Below are 25,414 nucleotides of genomic sequence, written 5' to 3'. Positions count from 1 at the left end.
CGTCCTCGCGACGGTTCCCGCTCCCCCGAACCGGCGCCCAGGCGCCGGTTCGCGTTTTCAGCGACCGGCCACCTGGGCGTTCCGTACGCCGTCGAGGAAGGCCTGGTAGTGCTGCGCGGTTTCCTCCGGGCGTTCGACCATCGGCACATGTCCGCAGTTTTCCATGATCACCACGCTGGGCCGCTTCAGCAGCGGACGCATCACCTCGATGCTGGAGACGTCCAGCACGCGGTCGCGGTCGCCCCACAGCAGCAGGGTCGGTGCCTCGATCTTCGGCAGTTCCGGCTCCAGCGGGATGTAGCGCTGGCGCAGTTGTTCGAATATCTGCGCGTTGAACGCCGACGCGGCTACCGCGCGTTCGCCGAGGTAGCGCTTGAGCGGCGCCGGCAGCGGCGGTTGCTGGACGAACACGAAGTCGAGCAGCTTCTGGAAGTCTTCCGGCTGGCGCACCACCAGGGGATTCTCGCCGCGCTCCAGGTCCTCGAACAGTTCGCTCTTGCGCGCCGGCATCACCCCGGCGTTGTCGATCAGCGCCAGCGATAGCACCTGTTCCGGATGGCGCGCCGCGTAGAGCGCGGCGATGTGCCCGCCCATGGAGTTGCCGGCCAGGTGCAGGCGGCGCACGCCGATGGCGGCGGCGAAATTGGCGACTCGCTCGGCCTGGGTGCCGACGTCGTAGCTGGCCTGTTGCGGCTTGCTGCTGTCGCCGAAGCCGGGCAGGTCGAGGGCGACCACATGGTAGCGCTCGGTCAGCGGCCGGGCGAAGCGCAGCCAGTTGTCCTTGTCGGCGCCGAAGCCGTGGATCAGCAACAGGGTCGGGTTCTTCTCCGAGCCGCCTTCCAGGTAGGCGATCTCCAGGTTGTCGACCTGCACGCTGTGCTCGCTGAGACCGGCGAGGCCGCGCTCGACGGTGCGTACGCTGGCGAGGAGGGTAGCCGGGACGAAGTAGAGGACGCCGGCGGCGACCGCCAGCAGCAGAGCCAGACCGAGGAGGAATCGTTTCATGGGTGTCCGAAGGCTTCAGGAAAAAAGGGGCCAGCGCTGAACGCTAGCCGTGCCGGCCCGCTGTCGCAAGCCTTGCGACGAGTCTAGGCGTGCTGCCGGTGGTCGGCGCCGAACCTAAGGACGGCGGTTCATTCGCCGGGTCGATAGAGATGTCGATGCTCGGCGCGGTACAGCGAAGAGTCGGCGAAGCCTTCGGCGGCCAGCACCTCGCCGACCAGGATCAGCGCGGTGCGGCGGAAATTCCTGGCGGCGACCTTGGGCAGGATGTCGCCGAGGGTGCCGCGAACCTGTTCCTGGTCGGGCCAACTGGCCCGGTGGATCACCGCGACCGGGCAGTCGGCGCCGTAGTGCGGCAGCAGTTCCTCGACGATCTTCGCCAGGTGGGCGACGCCCAGGTGGATCGCCAGGGTCGCCCGGTGCCGCGCCAGGTCGCCCAGGCTCTCGCCTTCCGGCATCTTCGTGCGTGCGGCGTAGCGGGTCAGGATCAGCGTCTGGGACACTTCGGGTAGGGTCAGCTCGCAGCCGAGCAGGGCGGCGCAGGCGGCGGTGGCGGTGACTCCGGGGACGATCTCATAGGGGATGCCGAGTTCGCGCAGGTGGCGGATCTGCTCGCCGATGGCGCCGTACAGGGAGGGATCGCCGGAATGCACGCGGGCTACGTCGAGGCCGCGGCGATGGGCTTGCGCGAGTAGCTCGACGATCTGTTCGAGGTCCAGCTCGGCGGTGTTCACCACCTGGCCGGCCTGGTGCCCCTCGAGCAGCGCTTGCGGAACCAGCGAGCCGGCGTAGAGGATCACCGGGCACTGGCGGATCAGGCGCTGCCCCTTGACGGTGATCAGGTCAGGGTCGCCGGGACCGGCGCCGATGAAATAGACGGTCATGGGAGTTCTCGTTCGGTGAGAAGTCGTGCCAGGGCGATGCTCGCCCGATCGTCGCTGCGTTTCGCCCCGAGCAGATCGGCGCGACCGCCGCCCAGGTGTTCGGCCAGGGCCAGGGCGGCGGCCTCGGCGACGCTGGAGCAGCCGGTTTCGCGCAGCGCGACGGCGGAGGGGCTGAGCAGGCGCGGCTCGTAGTCGTGCAGGACGGCGGGCGCGAGGAAATGCACGGGGCGTTCGAGCAGCGTGGCCAGTTGCCGCAGGCCGGGTTCGTCGCGTTTGCCGTCGATGCTGGCGAGGGCGTCCAGGTCGGCCAGGCTGTGCCCGTGTTCGCCCAGCGTTCGCTCCAGCAGCGCGCGTAGATGCTCGGCGCTACAGCCTCGGCGGCAGCCGATGCCGGCGATCAGCAGGCTGGGGATGGGCAGGGGCATGCGCGCACCGGAGGAGATGGAAGGAGAGGCACTATGGACCCGCGACCGGCAAGGGTCGCGGGTGGCAGGAGGTCAGGCGTCGACGCCGCCCCGGTTGCGCCGGAACAGCCAGGCAGCGGCCAGGCCGAGGGCGGCCCAGAACAGCGCATTGCTGACCAGCGAGGCGATCACGAAACGCTGGGCCAGGGCTTCCGGCGCCAGGCTGGCATGGACCTCGGGCTGCGGCGCGCCGAACAGGTGCGGCAGCGCCAGCAGGACGGCGCCGACCAGCTTCAGCGGCCAGTTGCCGCCGAACACCAGCAGGGCCAGGCCCACCGCGGTGGCGGCGGCGGTGGCGATCCACCAGTACTGGCGTTGCACCAGGTCGGCCGCGGCGGTACCCGGCAGCTCCGGCGGCAGGCCCAGCGACGGCGCAAGGCAGAACACCGCGTAGCCGGCCAGGCCCCAGAGCAGGCCCTGCCAGGTCTGGCCCGGCGCGCGCAGGGTGAAGAGGCCGGCGAGCATCAGGGCGAAGCCGACCGCCACCACCAGGTTGCCGCCGGTGGTGGAGAGGGTACGCTGCCAGCCGTCCTCCGGCTCCCAGGCCTCCTCGTCGTGGACATGGGCGGCGACGCCGGGGGCGTGTTCGTGGGGCTGGGTCGCGACCGGCTCGCTCTTCTCGTAGGTCTCCGCCTCGAGGATCAGCGGGGTGACCCAGAGAATCTGCAGCAGGGTCAGCAGCAGGGCGGCGAGCAGGCCGGCGAAGCCGGCGGTCTGGGCGATGCGCTTGATCATTCTGGTTCTCTCGCGACTCAGTGGCAGGGGAAGCCGGAGCTGTGCCGGGTATCGTGGGCGGCGTTGTGTACCGCGTCGATGTGCGAGAAACCGGCGAAATAGACCAGCAGCGCGCCGAGCAGGCCGGCGCCGATGGCCAGGCTCAGTCGCTTCGACAGGGAGGTGGTGGAGCTGGCGTGCGCCAGGGTGCTGCTGGACATGGTGCGTTCCCTCTGGATTGGCATGGGCGTGGCAGAGGAGTACGCACGAGGAACGGGACCGGACGGCCCGCTTCACGCTTGCGCCCGCCCACCGCGGGTGAATCAAACGAAAGGTTCCAGGCCGGTCTCCGGGCTCGCGCGCGATGCGCTTACCGTTGCGGGGGCAGCGCCGGACTGGCTCGGAGAGCGTCACCGGCTTCCCGTTTCACCTCGTGCGCGCCGGCACGAGACACCTGGGACAACCCGCCTAGGACAGCATGAAGGACCGCCGGGCGTCAACCGGCCCGATTGACCCTGGCCCGCGCACTGCGTAGCCTTGCCGGTTCGAGGTTCCTCGCCGGCGACGGCGGGGCTAAGAGGGAACGCGGTCGATGCCGCGGCTGCCCCCGCAACTGTGAACGGCGATCGTTCCCCAATGCCACTGCGTGACGCGGGAAGGCGGGGAACCGGCGGAGACGCCAGACCGTGAGCCAGGAGACCTGCCTCGTCGATCCCGTGGCGCGATGCCCGGGGACAAGACTTCCATACAACCGGGCGGGGTGATCCGGTGGCGAATCCGTTGCGCGGCCCCTGCGTCCGCGCCACTCGTCCGCATGCCCGCCGAGCTGAACAAGGGCTGCCCATGAAAACCCTGGCGAAACTCCCCGTCACCATCGTCACCGGCTTCCTCGGCGCCGGCAAGACCACCTTGCTCCGGCACATGCTGGACAACGCCGAAGGCCGGCGCATCGCGGTGATCGTCAACGAGTTCGGCGAACTCGGCATCGACGGCGAGATCCTCAAGCAATGTTCCATCGGTTGCAGCGAAGAAGAGGCGCAGGGCCGCGTTTTCGAGCTGGCCAACGGTTGCCTGTGCTGCACCGTGCAGGAAGAGTTCTTCCCGGTGATGCGCGAGCTGGTGGCGCGCCGCGGCGACCTTGACCAGATCCTCATCGAGACCAGCGGCCTGGCCCTGCCCAAGCCGCTGGTGCAGGCTTTCCAGTGGCCGGAAATCCGCAACGCCTGCACGGTCGACGCGGTGATCACCGTGGTCGACAGCCCGGCGGTGGCGGCCGGCACCTTCGCCGCCCATCCCGAGCAGGTGGACCAGCAACGCCGCCAGGACCCCAACCTCGACCATGAATCACCGTTGCACGAACTGTTCGAGGACCAGTTGGCCAGCGCCGACCTGGTGATCCTGAACAAGGCCGACCAGCTCGACGCCGAGGCCCTGGTGCGGGTCCGCGCGGAGATCGCCAGGGAGCTGCCGGCGGCGGTGAAGATCGTCGAGGCGAGCCGGGGCGAGCTGCCGCTCCCGGTCTTGCTGGGCCTCAACGCCGAGGCCGAGCTGCACATCGACGGCCGGCCGACCCACCACGACCATGAAGGCCACGAGGACCACGACCACGACGAGTTCGACTCCTTCCACGTCGATCTCCCCGAGGTGGAGGAAGCTGCGCTGCTCGAGGCCCTCGGCGAGCTGGTGGAGCGTCACGACATACTTCGCATCAAGGGGTTCGCCGCCATTCCGGGCAAGCCCATGCGCCTGTTGGTGCAGGGCGTCGGCAAGCGCTTCGACAGGCATTTCGACCGCAAGTGGCTGGCCGACGAAGCCCGCAGTACCCGGCTGGTGGTGATCGGCCAGGAGCTGGACCAGGCCGCCATCGCCAACCAGCTGCGCACAGCGCTTGCCTGATCCGTGATCCCCGGCCGGGGCCGGCGATGGCGATTCGCCGGCCCCAGCTTCTTGCGTCCTACCGGTAGAACGTCCATGCACCTGTTGCGCACCCAACCTGGCGGCTTCGTTCCCGACGACGGCATCGCCCACCTGGCCCAGACTCCCGCCGAGCTGGTGATCCTCTGCAGCGGCGATTCGCACCTGGCATTGCTGGCCGAGGCCGCCCGTGCGCTGCCGGACGACTACCCGAGCCTGCGCCTGGCCAACCCCATGCAGTTGCAGAACCACGCCTCGGTGGACCTCTACGTCGACGAAGTGCTGCGGCACGCGCGGGTGATCCTGCTTTCGCTGCACGGCGGCATCGGCTACTGGCGCTACGGCGTGGAGCAACTGGTGGCGCTGGCCGAGCGCGGCGCGCTGCTGATCCCGGTGCCCGGCGACGACCGCCCCGACCCGGAGCTGAGCGCCCTCGGCAACCTGCCGGCGGAGCAGGCCGAGCGCTTCTGGCAATACTTGCGCCAGGGCGGCCTTGAGAACGCCGGGCAGTTCTACCGCTGCCTGGCCAGCCAGTGCCTCGGCCGCGACTACGCCTGGCGCGAACCGCAGGCGCTGCCGCGGGTGGCGCTGTTCCATCCACGGCATGCCGAGGCGACCCTGGAACACTGGCGTGCCGACTGGCAGGCCGGGCGTCCGGTGGTCGGGTTGCTGTTCTATCGCACCCACCTGCAGGCAGCCAACACCGCCTTCATCGCACGCTTCTGCGAGCGCCTCGCGGCGCAGGGGCTCAACCCGTTGCCGATCGCGCTGGCCAGCCTCAAGGAAAGCGCCTGCCTGGCGCAGGTGGAAGACTGGCTGGAGCGCAGCGACGCCGCGCTGATCGTCAATACCACCGGTTTCGCCCAGTCCAATCCGGAGGCGCCCGAGTTGCGTCCGTTCCGTCGCGACGTGCCGGTGTTGCAGGCGATCTGCTCGCTGGACAACCGCCCGCTCTGGCTGGACAACCCGCAAGGCCTGGGGCCTCGCGACCTGGCCATGCACGTGGCGCTGCCGGAGCTGGACGGACGCATCGTCACCCGGCCGATCAGTTTCAAGGGCCTGGCCTGGCGCAGCGAACGCAGCGAGAGCGACGTGGTCTGCTATCTCGCCGACGACGAGCGCATGGATTTCGTCGCCGAACTGGCGCGGCGCTGGGCCGAGCTGGCGCGCAAGCCAAACGCGGAAAAACGGGTGGCGCTGGTGCTGGCCAACTACCCGACCCGCGATGGCCGGATCGGCAACGGCGTCGGCCTGGACACCCCGGCGGCGGCGCTGAACATCCTTCGTGCCCTGCGCCAGCAGGGCTACCCGGTCGACGGACTGCCCGCCAGCGGAACCGAGCTGATCCGCCAGTTGCTCGGCGGCGTCAGCAACGACCTGGAGCATCTCGACCTACGGCCCTGCGCCCAGAGCCTGGCGCTGGACGACTACCTGGCCTGCTTCGCACGCCTGCCGGAGCGCAATCGCCAGGCGGTGCTGGCGCGCTGGGGCGAACCGCAACAGGACCCGATGTTCCGCGACGGGCGGATGATGGTCGCCGGCCTGCGCTATGGCCTGACCTTCGTCGGCATCCAGCCGGCGCGCGGCTATCAGCTCGATCCGGCAGCGATCTACCACGATCCCGACCTGGTGCCGCCGCACGGCTACCTGGCGTTCTACTTCTGGCTGCGCCACGCCTACCGCGCCGATGCCCTGCTGCACGTCGGCAAGCACGGCAACCTGGAATGGCTGCCGGGCAAGGGAGTCGGCCTGTCCGCCGAATGCTGGCCGGACGCGTTGCTCGGTCCGCTGCCGAACATCTATCCGTTCATCGTCAACGACCCGGGGGAGGGCGCCCAGGCCAAGCGCCGCACCCAGGCGGTGATCATCGACCACCTGATGCCGCCGCTGACCCGCGCCGAGAGCTACGGCCCGTTGCGCGACCTGGAGCGCCTGGCCGACGAGTTCTACGATGCCTCGCTGCTCGACCCGCGCCGCGCCGAACAGTTGCGCGGCGAGATTCTCGTCCTCCTGCGCGACAACCGTCTCGACCGCGAGATCGGCTTGCAGCTCAGCGACGATCCGGACAGTTGGCTGCCGCAGCTGGACGCCTATCTCTGCGACCTGAAGGAGTCGCAGATCCGCGACGGCCTGCATGTGTTCGGCGAATCGCCGAGCGGGCGATTGCGCCTGGATACCCTGCTGGCGCTGCTGCGGGTTCCGCGCGGCGATGGCAAGGGCGCCAACGCCGGGTTGCTGAAGAGCCTGGCGGACGACCTTGGCCTGGGCTTCGATCCGCTGGCCTGCGACATGGGCGAGGCCTGGCAGGGCGCGCGGCCGGGCTGCCTGGAAGAGCGGGGCGGGGAGCCCTGGCGTACCCTCGGGGATACCCGCGAACGCCTGGAATTGCTGGCGTTGCACTGGATAGAACGCTGCCTGGGCGGCGAATCGCCGCCTGCCGCCTGGCGTGCCAGCGGCGAGGTGTTGCGCGGCTTGTGCGAACAGGTGGCACCGACCCTGGACGCCTGTGGCGCGGCCGAGATCGACGGACTGCTGGCAGCCCTCGAAGGGCGCTTCGTACCGGCCGGTCCGAGCGGCGCGCCGAGTCGCGGGCGACTCGATGTGCTGCCCACCGGACGCAACTTCTTCTCGGTGGACGTGCGCAACCTGCCGACCCCGACCGCCTGGCGCATCGGCTTCCAGTCGGCCAATCTGCTGCTCGAGCGTCACCTGCAGGAACATGGCGATCACCTGCGCCAGCTCGGCCTCTCGGTGTGGGGCACGGCGACCATGCGCACCGGCGGCGACGACATCGCCCAGGCCCTGGCCCTGCTCGGCGTGCGACCGGTCTGGCAGGCCGGCAGCCAGCGCGTCGCCGATTTCGAGATCCTCCCGGTCTCCCTGCTGGACCGCCCGCGGGTCGACGTGACGCTGCGGGTCTCCGGGTTCTTCCGCGACGCCTTCGCCAACCTGATCCGCCTGTTCGATGCGGCGGTGCAGGCGGTCGCCGAGCTGGACGAGGCGGAGGAGTTGAACCCGCTGGCCGCTCGCGTACGCCTGGAACGCCAGCGCCTCGAGGCGCAGGGTACGGCGCCGGCGGAGGCGCGCCGGCAGGCCGGCTGGCGGATCTTCGGCGCCAAGCCGGGTGCCTACGGCGCCGGCGTGCAGGGCGCAATCGAAGAGCGGCTGTGGGAGACCCGCGCCGACCTTGCCGAGGTCTACCTGAACTGGGGCGGCTACGCCTACGGTGCCGCCGACGACGGCACGCCGGCGCGGGAACGCTTCGCCCAGCGCCTGGAACGCCTGCAGGCGGTGCTGCACAACCAGGACAACCGCGAGCACGACCTGCTCGATTCCAACGACTACTACCAGTTCCAGGGCGGCATGCTGGCGGCGGTGGAAACCCTGCGCGGCGCGCCGGTGGCCAGTTACCACGGCGACCACAGCCAGCCGGACAACCCGCGCATCCGCACGCTCAAGGAAGAACTCAACCGGGTGGTGCGGGCGCGGGCGGTGAATCCGAAGTGGATCGCCGGGATGAAGCGCCACGGCTACAAGGGTGCCTTCGAACTGGCGGCGACGGTGGACTACCTGTGCGCCTTCGATGCCACCAGCGAGCTGATCGACGACCACCAGTACGCGCTGCTGGCCGACGCCTACCTGCTCGACGCGGAGACCCGCGAGTTCGTCCGCCAGCACAATCCGCAAGCCTTGCGCGACATGGCCGAGCGCCTGGTGGAGGCGCAGCGGCGCGGGCTCTGGCAGGAGCCGGGGGCCTATCGCGAGGCCCTGGAGAACCTGCTGCTGGACGTCGAAGAGGAATAGCGGAGCGGCATGGCCGCTCGCGCCGCTTTCAGCGCCCCTCGGCGAGCCGCCGGGCGGCGTCGCGGAGAATCCGCTCGGTGCCTTCCCAGCCGAGGCAGCCGTCGGTGATCGAGACGCCGTAGCGCAGTTCGCCGCCGAGCGCCTGGCAACCGTCGAACAGGTGGCTTTCCAGCATTACCCCGACCAGGTCGCTGGCGCCGACCAGGCGCTGGTCCAGCACGCTGGCGAGGACGCCGGGCTGGTTCAGCGGGTTCTTGCCGCTGTTGGCGTGACTGCAATCGACCATCATCCGCGTGGCGATGCCCTGGCTTTCCAGGGCCTGGCGTACGGCCTGCACCTGCTCGGGACCGTAGTTCGAACCGTGGCGGCCGCCGCGCAGCACCACATGGGTGTCCGGATTGCCGCGGGTCTCGATCAGCGCCGGGTGACCGTGCGGGTCGAGGCCGAAATGGCGGTGGCCGTGGGCCGCCGAACGGATCGCGTCGCAGGCGATGCCGACGCCGCCGTCGGTGCCGTTCTTGAAGCCCACCGGCAGGCCGAGGCCGCTGACCAGCTCGCGGTGGATCTGCGATTCGCTGGTGCGCGCGCCGATCGCCGCCCAGCTCAGCAGGTCGTCGAAGTAGCCGGCGGCCAGCGGTTGCAGGAGTTCGGTGGCCAGCGGCAGGCCGAGGCGCAGCATGTCCAGCATCAGTTGCCGGGATAGCGCCAGGCCGGCGGCCATGTCGTCGCTGCCATCCAGGTGCGGGTCGTAGGCGAGGCCCTTCCAGCCCACCGTGGTGCGTGGCTTTTCCACGTAGGCGCGCATCACCAGGAGCAACTGGCCGTCGAGTTCGTCGCTCAGCGCGGCGAGGCGTTCGGCGTATTCGAGGGCGGAGCGGGGATCGTGGATCGAACAGGGACCGACTACCACCAGCAGGCGTGGGTCGTCGCCGTCGAGGATGGCGCGGATGGCGTCGCGGCTGGCGGCGACCTGGCTGGCCAGCTCCAGCGGCAACGGCTGGCGAGCCTTGAGTTCGAGCGGGCTGGGCAGGCGTTCCAGGGCGGTACGGGCGGTGGCGCTGGGCAGGGCGACGGCCTGGGCGTTCGGCGAAAGGGCGGTCAGTGCGGATACGGATGAGTTCATGGTCTGGCTTCCTGGGCTGGCGGCGGGCATCCCGCGCGCGTCGTGCCCTATCGAGGTGTTCGGCAATGTCGTGGGTTGGCGAGCGGCTGGCGGCCGTCGCTAAATCGCCAGGTGTTGAGCGGGTAGCCAGTGCGGTAGCGGTATGCGGTCATGATCGATGTCCTGTGCGTTGGTCTGTGGTTGTGGCCTTGTGGGCCGGAAAAACGGGCCGGAAAAACAAAACCCCCGGTCGGGGAGCCGACCGGGGGTTTGCGTGTGCAGGGTAGGCGTCCCGTATACCGTGGGCGCCGTTGGGGTATCAGGCGCCGGAGTGGCTAAACCAATACCCGAAGAAATACGCGGCACGGGGTGCCTGCGGCGCACGCGCGCGCAACGACAGGCCAGGGCGCGAGGCGCTGGAATGCAGGTGCGGATGGCGGGTGTGCGGCATGGGTTTCTCCCGTGAACGAGTCCCGAGCTTACTGCAAGCGAGGCGGCCGGTTCAACGACTGTTTCACGGTTCGATACCGGCGCCGCCGGCCTGATAGACTTGGCGGTCCGTATTTCCGTCCGTCCGCCGCAGGAATCCCCATGAGCGCTACCGTGCATTACCCCCTGTCCGCCGTGGTCGCCGCCGACGAACTGAAGCTGGCGCTGTGCCTGGCCGCGGTCGATCCGGCGATCGGCGGGGTACTGATCGAGGGGCCGCGCGGAATGGCCAAGTCGACCCTGGCGCGGGGCGTCGCCGAACTGCTGCCGGCGGGCGAGTTCGTTACCCTGCCGCTGGGCGCCAGCGAGGAGCGCATCGTCGGCAGCCTCGACCTGGACGCCGCCCTCGGCGAAGGTCGCGCGCGGTTTTCCCCGGGCGTGCTGGCCAAGGCCGACGGCGGCGTGCTCTACGTCGACGAGGTGAACCTGCTACCGGACCACCTGGTGGATTTGTTGCTCGACGTCGCCGCCAGCGGCGTCAACCTGGTCGAGCGCGATGGCATTTCCCACCGGCATCCGGCGCGTTTCGTGCTGATCGGCACGATGAACCCGGAAGAGGGCGAACTGCGCCCGCAACTGCTCGACCGTTTCGGCCTCAACGTGCGCCTCGACACCCAGCCGCCGCCGGCCGAGCGGGCAGAGATCATCCGTCGCCGGCTGGCCTTCGATGCCGACCCGCAGGCCTTCGTCGAACGTTGGGAAGGCCAGCAGGACAACCTGCGCCGCCGTTGCGCCGAGGCACGCCGGCAACTGGCGCGGATTCCCCTGGACGATGCGGCGCTGGACAGCATCGCCCGACGCTGCTTCGAGGCGGCTGTCGATGGCCTGCGCGCCGACCTGGTCTGGCTGCGCGCGGCGCGCGCCCATGCGGCCTGGCGCGGCGGCGAGCGGATCGAGGCGGAGGACATCGATGCGGTGGAACATTTCGCCCTGCTGCATCGCCGTCGCCAGTCGAGCCCGCCGCCATCGGCGGCCAATCCACCGCCACCGCCCGCGGCCCCTGCCGCGCTCCCGGAGCGCGCCGGCGACGGCGAAGGGCAGTGGGGCGAATTGCCGGCTCGGCCGGTGGCCATGGGGACCGCCCGCGAGCTGCCGCGCTGGCCAAAAAAGCCCTGAGCATCCGCCCGCGCTCGGTCATGGGTGCGGATGCCAGGAGCAGACCCGGAGCCCTGCGCGGCGGTCTTGGCGGCGCCCTGAGCCAGGGTGCGGAGGGCGCCATCCAATGGTTGCCGACCCTGCTGCGCGGACGTCCCCGACAGCGCCGCGACCTGCTTCGCCAGCCGCGCAGCCGGCGCCCGGGCGAACTCTGGCTGGTGATCGTCGATGCCTCCGCCAGCACCCGCCGGTACGGCGCTCTGGCCCAGGCCAAGGGGTTGTTGGCGACGCTGTTCGAGGAGGCCTATCGGCAGCGCGTCCGCCTGGCCGTGCTGCACGCCACCGGGCAGCAGGCGCAATGGCTCTGGCAGGGGCAGAAGGCTTCGCGGGAGTTGCAGGACTGGCTACGCCAGCTGGGCGCCGGCGGCGGTACGCCGCTGCTCGACGCCCTGCACCAGGCTGCTGGCTGGCTGGCGCGCCGACAGCGGCAGAAACCCGCCGAGCATCAGCGTCTGCTGGTGCTTACCGACGGCCGCCTGCGCGACTGGCCGGCGCTGCCGGAGGCTGCCTGCCCGAGTCTGCTGATCGACCTCGAAAGCGGCCCGCTGCGCCTGGGCAAGGCCGAGCGCCTGGCCCGGGAGCTGGGGGCCGAGTATCGGCATATCAGCGAATTGAACGAAGTCTGAGGGCGTTTCGGCGAGCCCTGCGGCTTTTTCGGTCAAATTGTATTTCGACTGTCATTCAATAAATATTATGCGCGTAATATCTTCCTGCGATCCAGCCAATCCATCTCACGGAGATATCCTCATGTCGCCGATTTCAGTCGTTATCGCCGGTTACGCCCGTTCGCCGTTCCACTTCGCCAGGAAAGGCGCGCTGGTCGATATCCGCCCGGATGACCTGGCCGCCGCGGTGCTCAAGGGCCTGGTGGAGAAACTCGATCTCGACCCTGTTCAGCTGGAGGACGTGGTCATGGGCTGCGCCTATCCGGAGGCGGAACAGGGCATGAACATCGCGCGCATCGCCAGTTTCCGCGCCGGCTTCCCGCAGAGCCTCGGCGGCGCGACCCTCAACCGTTTCTGCGGTTCGTCCATGAGCGCTGTCCACTACGCCGCCGGGCAAGTCCTGCTGGGTGCCGGAGAAGCCTTCATCGCCGCCGGGGTGGAGTCGATGACCCGGGTGCCGATGGGCGGCTTCAACCTGTCGCCCAATCCCGCGTTGCTGCAGGACTATCCGGCGGTATACATGAGCATGGGGCAGACCGCCGAGAATGTCGCCGAGCGCTACGCCGTCAGCCGCGTCGAGCAGGAAGAGATGGCCGTACGCTCCCACGCCAAGGCAGTCGCCGCGCGCGAGGCCGGCTTGCTGCGCGAGGAGATCGTCGCCATCGACACCCCTGCCGGCCGGGTCGCCGAGGATGGCTGCATCCGCCCGGGTACCAACCTGGAGAGCCTAGCCCAACTGAAGCCGGCGTTCGGCGGCAGCGTCACCGCCGCCACCTCGTCGCCGCTCACCGATGGCAGCGCCGCGCTGCTGGTCTGTAGCGAGGAATTCGCGCGCCGCCACGGGCTGGCGATCCTGGCGCGGATCAAGGCGGTGGCGGTGGCCGGTTGTGCGCCGGAGATCATGGGCATGGGTCCGGTGCAGGCGACGCGCAAGGTTCTGCAACGGGCCGGGCTGGGCATCGCCGACATCGACCTGGTGGAGATCAACGAGGCCTTCGCCAGCCAATCCATCGCCTGCATCCGTGAACTGGGGCTGGACATGGACAGGATCAACCTGGATGGCGGCGCCCTGGCCATCGGCCATCCGCTGGGCGCCACCGGCGCGCGGATCACCGGCAAGGCCGCCGCGTTGCTGCGGCGCACCGGCGGGCGCTATGCCATCGCCACCCAGTGCATCGCCGGCGGCCAGGGCGTGGCGACCCTGCTGGAAGCGGTGGAGTGATCGCGCGCCAATGAAAAAAGGCCCGGTGGATGAGCCGGGCCTGGATGGGGAACCTGCGCCGGCGGCCCGGCGCAGGGTAGTTGCGGTTACTTGATGAAGTCGTGACCCCAGCGTTCGATCTGGCTGGCGCTCTTCTGCATCTGCAGCGACCGCGATTGTGCTTTCTGCCCGGCGGCGGCGATCTCGTCGTCGACCACCTTGGTCGACAGCGACAGCCAGCTGGTCACGAAGGCCATGGCGTCGCTGTGGATCTCCAGGGCGTCCTGGTTGATGTTGGCGATGCCGTCGCACTTGCTGTGGTAGCACTCGTCGTAGGCCTTGCCGGCGGTGCCGCCGTACTTCTGCGCCTGCTCTTCGGTCTTCAGGCCCTCGGCGCCGGTGAACAGGCCGCCGAAAGCGATGCCGCTGTTGAAGAACTCGGCGTAGTCGGAGCGGAAGTCGATCTCGGTGCCTTCCGATTGCTGGCCGCGCAGGCGGAAGTAGGCTTCGAACAGGCGCTCGATGGCGGCCGAGCCGGGCGGACCCTGGAGGCCGAAGTCGGAACCGTCGCCGTCATAGATGAAGTTGCCGAAGTTCGGCGAGCCGATCATGTCGAAGTTCAGGTAGGCCTTGATCTTCTTCTTCTCTTCCGGGGCGAGGTTCTGCACGTAGTGGGTCGAGCCCACCAGGCCGGCTTCCTCGGCGCCCCACCAGGCGAAGCGCACCTTGTTGACCGGCAGCGCCTTGGCCAGCAGCACGGCCATCTCCAGTTGGGCGGCGCTGCCCGAACCGTTGTCGTTGATACCGGGGCCTTCGAACACCGAGTCGAGGTGCGCGCCGACCATCACCACGTTGTTCGGGTTGCCGCGACGGGTCTCGGCGACCACGTTGTAGGTCTCGGTCTTCTTGCGTACCACGTCGACCACCAGGTGCAACTGCAGGTCCGGGGTCTGCGACCAGGCCACACCGTTGTCGTAGGTGGCGAAGATCACCGGGATGCCGCCCTCGTAGGACTCGCCCACGGTGACGTTCTCCAGGCCCTTGCGGTCGTCGGTGTTGCCCTGGTTGAAGATGATCACCCCGGCGGCGCCGGCGGCCGCGGCGTTCTCGGCCTTCTGCTCGAAGTTGCAGGTGCCGCGCTGGATCAGCGCGATCGAGCCGGCCGGGAAGTTGGCGAAGTCTTCCGCTTCGCAACCGCTGGTGGAGGTGTTGCCGGCGCCGAGGGACAGGTCCACCGGGACCACCTTGGCGGTGACGTCGCCTGCCTCGGTCTGCGACAGGTAGGTGAAATCCTTCTCCCATTCGTAGGTGACCGGCTGCGGCACGGTGGCGCTCAGGCTACCCGGGCCTTTCGGGTAGTAGGCGGTGAACGGGAAGGGCTGCACGCTGACCTTGTAGCCGGCTTTCTGCAGGGTCTGCTTCACGTAGTCGACGGAGGCCTGGTAGCCCGGCGTGGCGGCGGCGCGGTTGCCGTCGTTGAGGCTGGCGATGTCTTCCAGCTTCTGCAGGCGCTTGACCACGTTGCTGGCTTGCAGGCAGCGCGGCAGGCCAAGCGGGGTGCTGACCAGCAACGGCGATTTGCAGATCGACGGGTTGGGTTTGCCGGGGGTCCAGAACTCGGTGAACTGTTGCGCTTCCGAAGGCGCCGCCAGGGATGCGGCGGAAACCGAGAGGGCGAGGGCGCCGAGTGCGTATCTGAGATTGTTCTTGTTGCTCATGAGACTCCGTTCCTTGTGAGGCGATGATCGATAAGCCGTTGATGGCATGGCGCTATTGCCCGAAATGTCGCCTCGGGCACGGCCTGACTGCCAGACTAGGAGCGCTTTCCGGGCTGTCCTGGCGTAATTCCTGAAATGTGAATTTCATCAACTTTTCGCGGAAGAATTGCTGATAGCTCGCTGGCGGGATGGAGGGCGGCTTTCTATCGTTAATGCCCTTCGGCGCGGGCCCATGGCCGTTGGTCGGGGCTGGGAGGATGGCGCAGCAGGAAGGAAACTGTCTGGCGCGCGGATAAGCGCGCGAGCGGAGGTGACCGGCGGCAGCGCTGTCACAGATTTGTTGGAATTTTTGTATACATTCTTCTGGATATTTTCGGATCGAATTGTCTACAGTGTGCGCACAACAATAAAAGCGAGAACAGCGCACCATGAAAACGACGTCCTCCGGAACTCCATCCGTTCCACGGCCTGAAGACGAGAACCTCGGTGTCGGCGCCAACATGGCCTACGGCCTGCAACATGTGCTGACCATGTATGGCGGTATCGTCGCGGTCCCCCTGATCCTCGGCCAGGCCGCTGGCCTCGCGCCCGGCGACATCGGCCTGCTGATCGCCGCTTCGCTGTTCGCCGGCGGCCTGGCGACCCTGCTGCAAACCCTCGGCGTGCCGTTCTTCGGCTGTCAGTTGCCGCTGGTCCAGGGGGTGTCCTTCGCTGGCGTGGCGACCATGGTGGCGATCATCGGCAGCGGTGGCAGCGGCGGCATTCCCGCAGTGCTCGGCGCGGTGATGGCGGCCTCGCTGATCGGGTTGCTGATCACGCCGATCTTTTCGCGCATCACCAAATTCTTCCCGCCGCTGGTGACCGGCATCGTCATCACCACCATCGGCCTGACCCTGATGCCGGTCGCCGCGCGCTGGGCGATGGGCGGCAACAGCCACGCGCCGGACTTCGGCAGCATGGCCAACATCGGCCTGGCGGCGATCACCCTGGTCATCGTGCTGCTGCTGAGCAAGCTCGGCAGCGCCTCGATCTCGCGCCTGTCGATCCTCCTGGCGATGGTCATCGGCACCGTCATCGCGGTGTTCCTCGGCATGGCCGACTTCTCCAAGGTCACCGAAGGCCCGCTGGTGGCGTTTCCCACGCCGTTCCACTTCGGCATGCCGACCTTCCAGGTCGCCGCGATCATCTCGATGTGCATCGTGATCATGGTGACCCTGGTGGAAACCTCGGCGGACATCCTCGCGGTAGGCGAGATCATCGACACCAAGGTCGACTCGCGGCGCCTGGGCAACGGCCTGCGCGCGGACATGTTCTCCAGCATGCTGGCGCCGATCTTCGGCTCCTTCACCCAGAGCGCCTTCGCCCAGAACGTCGGCCTGGTGGCGGTGACCGGGATCAAGAGCCGCTACGTGGTCGCCACCGGCGGGTTGTTCCTGGTGATCCTCGGCCTGCTGCCGGTGATGGGCCGGGTGATCGCCGCGGTGCCCACCGCCGTGCTCGGCGGCGCCGGCATCGTGTTGTTCGGCACGGTCGCCGCCAGCGGCATCCGCACCCTGTCGAAGGTGGACTACCGCAACAACATGAACCTGATCATCGTCGCCACTTCGATCGGCTTCGGCATGATCCCGATCGCCGCGCCGACGTTCTACGATCACTTCCCCAGTTGGTTCGCCACCATCTTCCATTCCGGCATCAGTTCCTCGGCGATCATGGCGATCCTGCTCAACCTGGCGTTCAACCACTTCACTGCCGGCAACTCCGACCAGCAGTCGGTGTTCGTCGCCGCCAGCGAGCGGACCCTGCGCTACCAGGACATCGCCGCCCTGCACGAAGGCGACTATTTCCTCGACGGCAAGCTGTACGACGCCCAGGGCAACGAAGTGCCGCTGGCCGGCGACGACAGCCATGGCGCGCCGCCGCGACGGCGCAGCGAAACCGCTGAAGCCGGCAGCGCCTGAGCGGCGCCGCGATGAACGACGGCCCTCCTTGCGAGGGCCGTTTTCGTTGTGCGCTTCAGAACAGCGCCTTGCCGCGGTCCAGGCGCTGGTCCACCAGCCATTTGCCGTGGGCGATGGAGGCGCGCTGGGCGTTTTCCAGGTTGGCGAGGAAGGCGAAGCGCACGGGCAGGGCGATGCGCTTGCTGGTGTGGCCTTCGGGATCGGTGATGTGGCAGCCACCGGCCCAGGGCGTGGGAATGCCCGGATGCTCGACGACGTCGGCGGTGATGGTGTAGCTGCGATGCTGGCAGTGCAGGCTGGCCATGGCGTGCTCCTCTCTGTCGGAGGCCGACCCGGCTACCTGCGCGACGCCTGTGGTTGCCACGGAGGAGCCTCGGGGCGGCGAGGTTTTCCCTGCGTGTCCCTACCTCTATAGCAGATCGTCGCCGAGCCGCCGCGAGAGCCGACGAAGGGCCCCGCTCAGCGGCGCTGGCGACGGCCGAGCATGCGCTCCAGGGTGCCGTCGCGGCGGACCCACTGGTGATAGCCGGCGGCGAGCGCATGGAGCAGCACCACCGAGGTGCTCAGCCACAGGCCGACCACGCGGTGAACGGCGTCGAAGGGCTTCTCGAATGCCTCCCAGCTCAGGTTCCAGGTTTGCGAAATCCAGGCGAACAGCGCGGTGTCCTTGAAGCTGGGTACCACGAACAGGCCGAAGTCGGTGGGCAGGCGGGTGCCGACGTAGCCGGTGAGCGGCATCACCAGCATCAAGGCATACAGCGACAGGTGCGCGTAGTGCGCCAGGCGGTGCTCCAGCGGCGTGCCGGGGACCGCTGGCAGGCGCGGCCCGCGCAGCCGTGAGACGATCCGAGGGATCAGCAGCAGGCCGACCAGCAGGCCCAGCACCCAGTGCAGGTTGAGTACCGGCAGGCGCTGCGGGTGGTCGTGGCCGAGCACCCAGATGACGAAATAGGCCAGCACGATCGCGCCGATGAAACAGAACGCCATGCTCCAGTGCAGCAGGCGGGTGGACAGGCTGTAGACGGTCGCTGGATGCGTCACGGGAATGCCTCGCAGAGAGTGAAGGCGTGCAATCTATGAAACGTCCGGAGAGCGATCAAACGTATTTATGGATAATCGATAACGGAAAACTTAATCGAAACTTTCACATGTGACGTTATTGCACCGAAACAGTGCTGCGAGTCGCTTTTTTCCGAAACGGAGCCCACTTGGCGGAATAATTCCGGGTCGGGGTCATTGTAAGTGGGTTTTTCCTTCGCCGAGGCTATTCCTCACGCTGGGAGAGCCTGGGGGCGGCGCGCGGCAGACCCCGCAAGCATTATCGGGAAATATATTCCGTTGTCTTTCCGCTGACGTTTTGCCGACAGCAAGCTGACACAGATGTAATTGAACTCGATCGCTTCGTTTCTATAGTCTTCGAACACTTCGCCGTGCACTTTCAAGGACGGCAAGTGCATATCCTGCGTCTTTTCCGCCATGACGATTCTCGAGGTGAGAGCATGAGTAGTGAGCACGATGGCAAGGACCAGGACGACCTGTTCTCCCCGTTGCCTTACCTGCTGGTTTCCGGCGCTGTCGTGCTCATGACCCTGCTGCTGCGCTGCCTGTTCTGCCCGGGCGAGCAGTTCTGATCGCCCGGACCGGGACGACTCAGCGACCGCGGCTGAGGAAGTCGATCACCAGGCGATTCATCGGCGCTGCGCACTCTTCCGGCAGCCAGTGGCCGCAGCCGGGCAGGACATGGCCTTCGACGTCCTCCGCATAGGCTTTCATCTGCTCCAGCTGGAACGTGCCCATGCCGCCGTGGCCGCCGCCGGCGAGGGTCATGGTTGGCATCTGCAGGCGGGTCTTCGCCAGTTCGGCGTTCTGCCGCACGCTCTCGTTCAACGCGCGGTAGTACTCGAACGAGGCGTTCAGGCTGTGCGGCTTGGCGTACGACCTGGCGTACAGATCCAGCAGGCGCTCGCTGAACACCTCGGTGTTGCTGGCATGGGACTTGATGAAGTGCTCGAGGAAGAAGCGTTCCTTGCCGGCGATCAGGGTTTCCGCCAGGCGGTCGTCGGCGGCGAAGAAACTGAAGTGCCAGACCAGCGACTCGCCCTGGGCGGTGAAGGCCGGGAAGCGGTAGATCCGCGCGTCCGGGATCGGCGCTTCCATGTACACCAGGCGGGCGATGTCGGCCTGGTTCTTCACCACCATCGGGTAGGTGTTCCAGATACCGATGTCGTGGGCCACCAGGTCGAACGGGCGATCCGGGCTGAATTGCCGGGCCAGCTTGTGCAAGTAGACGGCGACCTGTTCGCCGCTATAGCCGGTCTTCGGCGGCTCGGACTGGCCGAGGCCGGGCAGGTCCGGCGCGATCACGGTGAAGCGCTTGGCCAGTTCCGGCATCAGTTGGTGCCATTCGTACCAGGTCTGGCCGAAGCCGTGCACCAGCATCACCAGCGGCCCCTGGCCGCCTTTCACGTAGTGCAGCTTCACACCGTCGACTTCCCGGTAGGCGCTTTCGAAGCCATTCGGGACGGGGAATTCCTCGGCGGCGAAGCCGCCCAGGGAGAAGGTCAGGGCGATGCCGGCCAGGAGGCCGCGGCAGAGTCTATCGAGGATCATGGTTGTGCTTCCTTGGTGGGGTCAGTGAGGGATGTGGCCGCCGAGGGACGGCTCGGTGGCAGCTTGGCGTGGCGCCAGCATCAGCAGCAGGGCCACGGCCATCGCCGCCAGGCAGACCAGCGCGCCGACCTCGCCGAGCGGCGCCAGGCCGCTGCCGTCGATCACCCGGCTGCCGGCGAGGGCGCCGATGCCGATCCCGGCGTTGCAGGCGGAGATGTTCAGCGAGGCGGCGAACGCCGGGGCCCGCGGCGCGGACTTCATCACCCGCACCTGGCCGACGATGAACAGTGCTGCCTGGGCCACGCCCCAGGTCGCCAGGGTGGCGGCGAGCAGCCAGGCGTTGCCGAGGGTCGGCACCAGGGCGAGCATGCCCAGCGCCATCAGCAGGACGAACAGCAGGGTTGCGCCCAGTGGGCTGCGATCCACCAGGCGCCCGCCGAGCCAGTTGCCGAGCAGGCCTACCGCGCCGAAGCCCATCAGCGTCCAGCCGACCAGCGAACCGCTGAAGCCGGCCAGGCGCTGGAGGATGTCGGCCAGGTAGGTGTAGGGGGTGAACATGCCGGTGAAGACCAGCAGCGACAGCAACAGGTGGCCGAGCACCAGCGGTTGGCGCAACACGCTCGCCTGGCTGCGCAGCGAGACACCCGGCCGTCCGGGAATGCGCGGCAGCCAGGCGGCCAGCAGCAGCGCCTTGGCCAGGGCCAGCGCGGCGAGTGCGGCGAATGCCAGGCGCCAACCCCAGGCGTCGGCGATCAGCGTGCCGATGGGAATGCCGAGCACGGTGGCGGCGACGATGCCGAAGAACACCAGCGCCACGGCGCGCCCTTCGCGCGAGGGGCCGGCCAGGTGCGCGGCGGTTTCGCTGGCCATGGCCCAGAACACCGGGAGCGCCAGGGCCGGGACGAAGCGCGCCACGGCCATCGTCCAGATATCGCCGGCCACGGCGGCCAGCGCATTGGCCGCGGCGAACAGCAGCAGGCAGGCGACGAACAGCCGCTTGCGTTCGACGCCCGCCAGCGCGGCGGTGAGGAACGGACCGAAGGCGGCGACGCTGAAGGCGAACAGGCTGACCAGCAGGCCGGCCTGGGCGACGCTGACCTGGAGGTCTGCGGCAAGCGCCGGGAGCAGGCCGACGATGACGAACTCGGTGGTCAGGATGGTGAAGCCGGCGGCGGCCAGCAGGAGGATCGGCAATAGCACGGCAAGACTCCTCCGCGAGCGCAGCCGTGGCCGCGCCCGGGAACGATGCATGGGAGGGAAGGGAATCAGGCCGTAGCGGACTGGCCGAGGGTCGGGTAATCGGTGTAGCCGGCGGCGTCGCCACCGTAGAACCGCGCCTGGTTGGCCTCGGCCAGCGGCGCGCCGAGACGGATCCGCTCGACCAGGTCGGGGTTGGCGATGAACGGCCGGCCGATCGCCACCGCGTCGGCCAGTCCGGCCTGGAGTATCGCTTCGGCGCGCTCGGCGTCGTAGTTGCCGCAGACGATCAGCGGCGCGCGGAAGCGTTCGCGCAGGCGCTCGCGGAAGCCTTGCGGGTAGGCCGGGCCGCCGCTCCATTCCCACTCGGCCAGGTGCAGGTAGGCGATGCCGCGTCGCTGCAGGGCTTCGGCGAGGTAAAGGGTCATCGCTTCCGGCTCGTCGTCGTGCATGTCGTTGATCGTGCCCCAGGGCGACAGGCGCAGGCCGACGCGCTCGGCACCGACCGCGGCGACCAGCGCGTCGACGATCTCCAGCAGGAACCGCGCGCGGTTCTCCAGGCTACCGCCATAGGCATCGCTGCGCCGGTTGCTGGCGCTGGCGAGGAACTGGTCGATCAGGTAGCCATTGGCGCCATGCAGCTCGACCAGGTCGAAGCCGGCGTCGAGCGCGTTGCGCGCGGCGCGGACGAATTCGTCGCGGACCCGGCGGATGTCTTCCAGGGTCATTTCCCGCGGCGCGTCGGCCGGCGCCATGGATCCGCCGCCCTGGCCATCGGCGATGAACACCTGGGCCTTGGCCTGGATCGGCGAGGGCGCGATCGGCGCCTCGCCGCCGGCCTGCAGCGAGCGATGCGACATGCGCCCGACATGCCAGAGCTGCGCGGCGATCAGTCCGCCGGCGGCGTGCACCGCCTCGGTGACCTGGCGCCAGCCGGCCAGTTGCGCCTCGCTGTAGATACCGGGGGTGTAGGCGTAGCCCTGGCCGAGGCGGGAAATCTGCGTGCCCTCGCTGACGATCAGCCCGGCGCCGGCGCGCTGCGCATAGTAGAGAGCGTTCAGGGCGGTCGGCACGTCGCCCGGCTGTTGCGCCCGGGAGCGGGTCATCGGCGCCATGACGATGCGGTTGCGCAAGGCCAGGTTGCCTACGGCGAGCGGGGAGAGGAGCAGGTTGGACATGGTCTTTTCCTTTCGAAGGCGGCAGGGAGATGGCTTGAATATCTGTATCGGTCGCTAAATAATATGGCGACGGCAACGCTCGTCAAGTAAATTTATAGTGATCGATACAAATAATGGAGGTCAGGATGGCAACGCGAGGCAGGCCACGGGCATTCGACAGGGACACCGCCCTGCAGCGAGCCATGGACGTGTTCTGGGTGCGTGGCTACGAAGGCGCTTCGCTGGCGGCCCTGACCGAGGCGATGGAAATCAGGCCGCCCAGCCTGTACGCCGCCTTCGGCAGCAAGGAAGGGCTGTTCCGCGAAGCCCTGGCCCACTATCTCGGCCAGCACGGCCGCTATCGCCGGGATGTCCTCGATGGCGCGCCGAGCGCCCGCGAGGGCGTGGCCGAGCTGCTCCGCGAGACCGTCGCGCGCTTCTGTTCCGATGAGTTCCCGCGCGGTTGCCTGGTGGTGCTCGCGGCGCTGACCGGAACCCCGGAAAGCGAGGCGGTGCGGGACGCGTTGAGCGCCGAGCGCGGCGAGTCGATCCGCCTGTTCCGTGAGCGCATGCGGCGCGGCATCGCTGACGGCGACCTGGCGGCGGACACCGACATGGAGGAGTTGGCGACCTTCTATGCCACCGTGCTGTTCGGCCTCAGCGTGCAGGCCAAGGACCGGGTGCCTTGCGAGCGCCTGCTGGCGGTGGTCGAACGGGCGCTGCGCGCCTGGCCCTGAGCGGGTCGCATCAGGCCGCCGCGCTGCGGCGCAGCCATTCCAGCAGCAGGGTGGCAGGCTCTCCGGCCTGCAACGGTCGCGGGGTCAGCAGGTGATAGCTGCTGCCGTCGGCGAGGAATCCCAGCGGCGCCGCCAGCAGGCCGGCGGACAGATCGTCGCGCACCAGTTGCCAGGGGCCGATGGCTACGCCGAGTCCGGCGCCGGCCGCCTGCAGGCTCAGGTAGAAGTGCTCGAAGCGCTGCCCTTCGGTCGTCGCCGGCGCCTGTCCGGCGAGACGGGTCCAGGTGTTCCAGGCTTGCGGGCGGGTCGCCGTGTGCAGGCGCGGTGCGACGGCGCGAAGCCCGGGCGGGTCTGCATCGAGGTGGAAATGCCGTTCGACGTCGCTCGCCCGGCAGACCGGCCCGATCTGCTCGTCGAACAGCCAGTGGGCATGGCTGCCGGGCGGCCAGGGGAAGTCGTTGCGGCGGATCGCCAGGTCGATGCCGCGGCCGAAGGCGAACGGCCCGCCGCCGGCGACCAGTTGGATCGACAGTCGTGGCTGTTCCTGCATGAATCCGGCGATCCGCGGGATCAGCCAGCGCATCAGCAAGGTCGGTTCGCAGGACAGCACCACCGCGGTGGGTCCGGCCTCCGCGCGCAGGGCCTCGCCGGTGCGCTCGATCAGGTCGAGGGCCGGGCCGGTGCCGGCGAGCAGGCGCCTGCCGGCCTCGCTGAGGAAAACCCGCTGGCCGCGGCGTTCGAAGAGCGCACAACCGAGTTCCTCCTCCAGGGTCCGCACGGCGCGGCTGATGGCGCCGTGGGTCAGGCACAGGGCCTCGGCGGCACGGGAAAAGTTCTCCAGGCGGGCGGCGGCCTCGAAGCAGCGCAGGGCGTTCAGCGAGGGCAGGCGGCGGCGCCTGAATGGTGAGTTTTCCTCACCATGATTGTCAGTATTCATCGTTCTCGCTCGGCGCTGGAGACCGGTAGATTGTGCCATCCATTCTACCTTGGAGCCTTCCAGGCATGACAGAGTTGCTAGCTTTCCTGACCATCACCGTGCTTGCGGTGATCAGCCCCGGCGCCGATTTCGCCATGGTCTCGCGCAACAGCCTGCTGTATTCCCGCCGCGCCGGCCTGCTCACCGCGCTGGGCATCGGCGCGGGGGTGACGGTACATGTCGGCTACAGCATCCTCGGCGTCGGCGTGCTGGTGCGCGAGTCGCTGGCGCTGTTCACCGCGCTGAAGCTGGCGGGCGCCGCCTACCTGGTGTTCCTCGGCCTGCGCATGCTGCTGGCGCGAGAGGACACGGTGGCGGAGGAGGCGGCGGGCGGCGCCGGGGTTTCGTCCTGGGCGATGTTGCGCAGCGGCTTCCTGACCAATGCGCTCAATCCGAAGACCTGCCTGTTCGTGGTCAGCCTGTTCATGCAGGTGATCGATCCGCATACCGCGTTGCCGGCGCAACTAGGCTACGGGGCCTTCATCGCGCTCGCCCACGTGGCCTGGTTCGGCCTGGTCGCCTGCTTTCTCTCGAGCCCGGCGGTGCGCGGCCGGCTCCTGCGTTTCCGCCGGCGCATCGACCAGTTCTTTGGCGCCCTGCTGGTCGGTTTCGGCGTCCTGCTGGGGGCGAAAAGCCCATGAGCATGGATCACTGATGGCCGCTTGCCGCCTTTGAAGCGAGGCCGGCGGCTCCCTAGAATGCGCCGTTCATGCCGTCGCCAGTTGAGGGACGGTCCCAGGATCGCGGGACGCATGGGAGTTGCATGAAGAAGGGAGCGACGCTTTTCGCCGTCCTCTGGGCGGTACTCGGCCTGGGCCTGCTGGTCGGTTTGCCGGTGGCCATCCATTTCATTCTCGGCCAGTACGACGAGGCCGGGTTCAGCGGGCCGCAACTGGTCTTCGAGGAACAGGGCCATTCCTACCTGGCGTTCACCCTCGACGACTATCGCGCCAACGAAGTGGACAACGGCGTGGTACACGGCAGCAGCCGCAGCTATGCCCAGGTGGTCGACCTGGAGGACGGCAGCCTGCGCTGGAGCATGCGCCTGGATGCCGACAACGAGCGCGGCGACGACTGGGGTTCCGGCGAACTGCTGGGCCAGTCGTCGCGCTACCTGTTCTTCCTGCGCAACGAACTCTACGTACTCGACCGGCGCGACGCTGCCCCTGCGCTGGCGTTCGACGAACTGGAGCGGCGCACTGGCGGCCTGCCGTTGAAGTCGGCGCCCTGGGGGAAGGACGCCTATCGCTACGACGAAGGCCGGGGCGGATTGCTGATGCTCGCCCTGGACGGTCGCGTCTGGTTCCTCGACGGCGACAGCCTGGCCCTGCGCGAAGCCCCGGAAGTCGATGCCGCGCGGTATTTCCACGGCGACCCGCCGCCGCCGGCGAGTGCCGGGATCGCTTGGCAGGCGCCGGGCCTGACGCGCCTGCCCGACGGACGCCTGCTGATCCTCGCCAGCGATCACGAGGCCCGCGCGCTGGAGCGTGGCGAGGCGCTGCCGGCAGCGAACCAACGGGCGCGACGCCAGCGCCTGTCACTGGGCACCCTGGATTGGCGGTCGCCGGCGGAGAATCGACTGCGTCCACTGCTCGACGCGGCCTTCCTGCAGGCTGGCCTGCTGCCCGATCCAGCCGCTGCCCCGGCGCAGATCGACCCGCACCAAC

Annotated in this window: 22 protein-coding genes, 1 pseudogene and 2 riboswitches; of the genes and pseudogenes, 10 read left to right on the top strand and 13 right to left on the bottom strand. The window is 68.5% G+C overall.

Translation table 11 applies throughout. The features are described from left to right. Positions 1–57: 57 nt before the first annotated feature. From HMPREF2581_RS26980 to HMPREF2581_RS26960, 5 genes are all read right to left on the bottom strand, one after another. Positions 58–1,005, bottom strand: coding sequence for an alpha/beta fold hydrolase (locus HMPREF2581_RS26980; protein ID WP_003138620.1), 948 nt, complete (start codon positions 1,003–1,005; stop codon positions 58–60). Positions 1,006–1,133: 128 nt separating this feature from the next. After that, positions 1,134–1,886, bottom strand: a complete 753-nt coding sequence (gene cobM / locus HMPREF2581_RS26975) for a precorrin-4 C(11)-methyltransferase (protein WP_003102926.1) — start codon at positions 1,884–1,886, stop codon at positions 1,134–1,136. Next, positions 1,883–2,311, bottom strand: a complete 429-nt coding sequence (locus HMPREF2581_RS26970) for a cobalamin biosynthesis protein (RefSeq protein ID WP_003138621.1) — start codon at positions 2,309–2,311, stop codon at positions 1,883–1,885. Before HMPREF2581_RS26970 ends, cobM begins: the two co-directional genes overlap by 4 nt. A gap of 72 nt (positions 2,312–2,383) precedes the next feature. Then, on the bottom strand, positions 2,384–3,085 hold the full coding sequence (locus HMPREF2581_RS26965; protein ID WP_009313838.1) for a CbtA family protein: 702 nt from the start codon (positions 3,083–3,085) through the stop codon (positions 2,384–2,386). 17 nt (positions 3,086–3,102) lie between these two features. Then, positions 3,103–3,285, bottom strand: coding sequence for a CbtB domain-containing protein (locus HMPREF2581_RS26960; protein ID WP_003091059.1), 183 nt, complete (start codon positions 3,283–3,285; stop codon positions 3,103–3,105). 101 nt (positions 3,286–3,386) lie between these two features. Then, positions 3,387–3,537, bottom strand: a riboswitch (cobalamin riboswitch). Positions 3,538–3,595: 58 nt separating this feature from the next. After that, a riboswitch (cobalamin riboswitch) is annotated at positions 3,596–3,787 on the top strand. A 120-nt stretch (positions 3,788–3,907) separates the two neighbouring features. On the opposite strand from HMPREF2581_RS26960, the gene cobW reads away from it, so the two are divergent. Next, positions 3,908–4,960, top strand: a complete 1,053-nt coding sequence (gene cobW, locus HMPREF2581_RS26955; RefSeq protein WP_003110205.1) for a cobalamin biosynthesis protein CobW — start codon at positions 3,908–3,910, stop codon at positions 4,958–4,960. 75 nt (positions 4,961–5,035) lie between these two features. Next, the gene (gene cobN / locus HMPREF2581_RS26950) at positions 5,036–8,782 is read left to right on the top strand and encodes a cobaltochelatase subunit CobN (protein ID WP_003138639.1); all 3,747 of its coding nucleotides are present in this window, start codon (positions 5,036–5,038) and stop codon (positions 8,780–8,782) included. 28 nt (positions 8,783–8,810) lie between these two features. On the opposite strand, the gene HMPREF2581_RS26945 is transcribed toward cobN, so the two are convergent. After that, entirely contained in the window at positions 8,811–9,905 is a 1,095-nt protein-coding gene (locus tag HMPREF2581_RS26945; protein WP_003091055.1) for a 3-deoxy-7-phosphoheptulonate synthase, read from the bottom strand. A 570-nt stretch (positions 9,906–10,475) separates the two neighbouring features. Between HMPREF2581_RS26945 and HMPREF2581_RS26940 the strand changes: the two genes are divergently transcribed. The 3 genes from HMPREF2581_RS26940 to HMPREF2581_RS26930 all read left to right on the top strand — a co-directional run bounded on the left by HMPREF2581_RS26940 (position 10,476) and on the right by HMPREF2581_RS26930 (position 13,415). Continuing rightward, positions 10,476–11,489: a magnesium chelatase ATPase subunit I gene (locus HMPREF2581_RS26940; RefSeq protein WP_003138640.1), complete on the top strand. Its 1,014-nt coding sequence runs from the start codon at positions 10,476–10,478 to the stop codon at positions 11,487–11,489. Positions 11,490–11,509: 20 nt separating this feature from the next. Next, positions 11,510–12,154: a vWA domain-containing protein gene (locus HMPREF2581_RS26935; protein WP_003130735.1), complete on the top strand. Its 645-nt coding sequence runs from the start codon at positions 11,510–11,512 to the stop codon at positions 12,152–12,154. Between the two features lie 121 nt (positions 12,155–12,275). After that, positions 12,276–13,415: a thiolase family protein gene (locus HMPREF2581_RS26930; protein WP_003138642.1), complete on the top strand. Its 1,140-nt coding sequence runs from the start codon at positions 12,276–12,278 to the stop codon at positions 13,413–13,415. Positions 13,416–13,501: 86 nt separating this feature from the next. Here HMPREF2581_RS26930 and paaP read toward each other — a convergent pair whose 3' ends face one another. Beyond that, entirely contained in the window at positions 13,502–15,112 is a 1,611-nt protein-coding gene (gene paaP, locus HMPREF2581_RS26925) for an aminopeptidase PaaP (protein WP_003101464.1), read from the bottom strand. A gap of 428 nt (positions 15,113–15,540) precedes the next feature. Between paaP and HMPREF2581_RS26920 the strand changes: the two genes are divergently transcribed. Beyond that, positions 15,541–17,070 (top strand): nucleobase:cation symporter-2 family protein, encoded by a 1,530-nt coding sequence (locus HMPREF2581_RS26920; RefSeq protein ID WP_009313844.1) that lies wholly within the window; start codon positions 15,541–15,543, stop codon positions 17,068–17,070. A gap of 55 nt (positions 17,071–17,125) precedes the next feature. Here the strand turns inward: HMPREF2581_RS26920 and HMPREF2581_RS26915 are convergent, their stop codons facing one another. After that, positions 17,126–17,374, bottom strand: coding sequence for a hypothetical protein (locus HMPREF2581_RS26915; protein WP_016254239.1), 249 nt, complete (start codon positions 17,372–17,374; stop codon positions 17,126–17,128). 155 nt (positions 17,375–17,529) lie between these two features. Next, positions 17,530–18,111, bottom strand: coding sequence for a cytochrome b (locus tag HMPREF2581_RS26910; RefSeq protein ID WP_003110288.1), 582 nt, complete (start codon positions 18,109–18,111; stop codon positions 17,530–17,532). 458 nt (positions 18,112–18,569) lie between these two features. Between HMPREF2581_RS26910 and HMPREF2581_RS33680 the strand changes: the two genes are divergently transcribed. Further along, positions 18,570–18,701 carry a hypothetical protein gene (locus tag HMPREF2581_RS33680; protein ID WP_003091046.1) on the top strand — a complete coding sequence of 44 codons (132 nt, stop codon included), beginning with the start codon at positions 18,570–18,572 and terminating at the stop codon, positions 18,699–18,701. A gap of 19 nt (positions 18,702–18,720) precedes the next feature. Here the strand turns inward: HMPREF2581_RS33680 and cif are convergent, their stop codons facing one another. From cif to HMPREF2581_RS26885, 3 genes are all read right to left on the bottom strand, one after another. Beyond that, complete coding sequence (cif, locus tag HMPREF2581_RS26895) at positions 18,721–19,680, bottom strand: CFTR inhibitory factor Cif (protein ID WP_003110290.1); 960 nt, start codon at positions 19,678–19,680, stop codon at positions 18,721–18,723. Between the two features lie 21 nt (positions 19,681–19,701). Continuing rightward, on the bottom strand, positions 19,702–20,880 hold the full coding sequence (locus HMPREF2581_RS26890; protein WP_003091044.1) for an MFS transporter: 1,179 nt from the start codon (positions 20,878–20,880) through the stop codon (positions 19,702–19,704). A gap of 65 nt (positions 20,881–20,945) precedes the next feature. Further along, on the bottom strand, positions 20,946–22,055 hold the full coding sequence (locus HMPREF2581_RS26885) for an alkene reductase (RefSeq protein ID WP_003101455.1): 1,110 nt from the start codon (positions 22,053–22,055) through the stop codon (positions 20,946–20,948). 125 nt (positions 22,056–22,180) lie between these two features. Between HMPREF2581_RS26885 and HMPREF2581_RS26880 the strand changes: the two genes are divergently transcribed. Then, positions 22,181–22,771, top strand: coding sequence for a TetR/AcrR family transcriptional regulator (locus HMPREF2581_RS26880; RefSeq protein WP_003138646.1), 591 nt, complete (start codon positions 22,181–22,183; stop codon positions 22,769–22,771). A gap of 10 nt (positions 22,772–22,781) precedes the next feature. Here HMPREF2581_RS26880 and HMPREF2581_RS26875 read toward each other — a convergent pair whose 3' ends face one another. Further along, positions 22,782–23,708 (bottom strand): LysR family transcriptional regulator, encoded by a 927-nt coding sequence (locus HMPREF2581_RS26875; RefSeq protein ID WP_003138647.1) that lies wholly within the window; start codon positions 23,706–23,708, stop codon positions 22,782–22,784. A gap of 65 nt (positions 23,709–23,773) precedes the next feature. Here HMPREF2581_RS26875 and HMPREF2581_RS26870 point away from each other — a divergent pair, with 65 nt between their 5' ends. Continuing rightward, entirely contained in the window at positions 23,774–24,388 is a 615-nt protein-coding gene (locus HMPREF2581_RS26870) for a LysE family transporter (RefSeq protein ID WP_003091040.1), read from the top strand. Positions 24,389–24,510: 122 nt separating this feature from the next. Further along, positions 24,511–25,414: pseudogene (locus HMPREF2581_RS26865) on the top strand (PA2928 family protein); the annotation flags it as partial.

The sequence above is a fragment of the Pseudomonas sp. HMSC057H01 genome (assembly GCF_001836405.1).
Classification (GTDB): domain Bacteria; phylum Pseudomonadota; class Gammaproteobacteria; order Pseudomonadales; family Pseudomonadaceae; genus Pseudomonas; species Pseudomonas aeruginosa.
This window is presented reverse-complemented; position numbering and strand designations above follow the sequence as displayed.

What these genes read in the sequence shown, in the direction of transcription:
- HMPREF2581_RS26980 (WP_003138620.1), bottom strand. Translation starts at nt 1,005, where the DNA reads ATGAAACGATTCCTCCTCGGTCTGGCTCTGCTGCTGGCGGTCGCCGCC.
- cobM (WP_003102926.1), bottom strand. Translation starts at nt 1,886, where the DNA reads ATGACCGTCTATTTCATCGGCGCCGGTCCCGGCGACCCTGACCTGATC.
- HMPREF2581_RS26970 (WP_003138621.1), bottom strand. Translation starts at nt 2,311, where the DNA reads ATGCCCCTGCCCATCCCCAGCCTGCTGATCGCCGGCATCGGCTGCCGC.
- HMPREF2581_RS26965 (WP_009313838.1), bottom strand. Translation starts at nt 3,085, where the DNA reads ATGATCAAGCGCATCGCCCAGACCGCCGGCTTCGCCGGCCTGCTCGCC.
- HMPREF2581_RS26960 (WP_003091059.1), bottom strand. Translation starts at nt 3,285, where the DNA reads ATGTCCAGCAGCACCCTGGCGCACGCCAGCTCCACCACCTCCCTGTCG.
- cobW (WP_003110205.1), top strand. Translation starts at nt 3,908, where the DNA reads ATGAAAACCCTGGCGAAACTCCCCGTCACCATCGTCACCGGCTTCCTC.
- cobN (WP_003138639.1), top strand. Translation starts at nt 5,036, where the DNA reads ATGCACCTGTTGCGCACCCAACCTGGCGGCTTCGTTCCCGACGACGGC.
- HMPREF2581_RS26945 (WP_003091055.1), bottom strand. Translation starts at nt 9,905, where the DNA reads ATGAACTCATCCGTATCCGCACTGACCGCCCTTTCGCCGAACGCCCAG.
- HMPREF2581_RS26940 (WP_003138640.1), top strand. Translation starts at nt 10,476, where the DNA reads ATGAGCGCTACCGTGCATTACCCCCTGTCCGCCGTGGTCGCCGCCGAC.
- HMPREF2581_RS26935 (WP_003130735.1), top strand. Translation starts at nt 11,510, where the DNA reads ATGGGTGCGGATGCCAGGAGCAGACCCGGAGCCCTGCGCGGCGGTCTT.
- HMPREF2581_RS26930 (WP_003138642.1), top strand. Translation starts at nt 12,276, where the DNA reads ATGTCGCCGATTTCAGTCGTTATCGCCGGTTACGCCCGTTCGCCGTTC.
- paaP (WP_003101464.1), bottom strand. Translation starts at nt 15,112, where the DNA reads ATGAGCAACAAGAACAATCTCAGATACGCACTCGGCGCCCTCGCCCTC.
- HMPREF2581_RS26920 (WP_009313844.1), top strand. Translation starts at nt 15,541, where the DNA reads ATGAAAACGACGTCCTCCGGAACTCCATCCGTTCCACGGCCTGAAGAC.
- HMPREF2581_RS26915 (WP_016254239.1), bottom strand. Translation starts at nt 17,374, where the DNA reads ATGGCCAGCCTGCACTGCCAGCATCGCAGCTACACCATCACCGCCGAC.
- HMPREF2581_RS33680 (WP_003091046.1), top strand. Translation starts at nt 18,570, where the DNA reads ATGAGTAGTGAGCACGATGGCAAGGACCAGGACGACCTGTTCTCCCCG.
- cif (WP_003110290.1), bottom strand. Translation starts at nt 19,680, where the DNA reads ATGATCCTCGATAGACTCTGCCGCGGCCTCCTGGCCGGCATCGCCCTG.
- HMPREF2581_RS26885 (WP_003101455.1), bottom strand. Translation starts at nt 22,055, where the DNA reads ATGTCCAACCTGCTCCTCTCCCCGCTCGCCGTAGGCAACCTGGCCTTG.
- HMPREF2581_RS26880 (WP_003138646.1), top strand. Translation starts at nt 22,181, where the DNA reads ATGGCAACGCGAGGCAGGCCACGGGCATTCGACAGGGACACCGCCCTG.
- HMPREF2581_RS26875 (WP_003138647.1), bottom strand. Translation starts at nt 23,708, where the DNA reads ATGAATACTGACAATCATGGTGAGGAAAACTCACCATTCAGGCGCCGC.
- HMPREF2581_RS26870 (WP_003091040.1), top strand. Translation starts at nt 23,774, where the DNA reads ATGACAGAGTTGCTAGCTTTCCTGACCATCACCGTGCTTGCGGTGATC.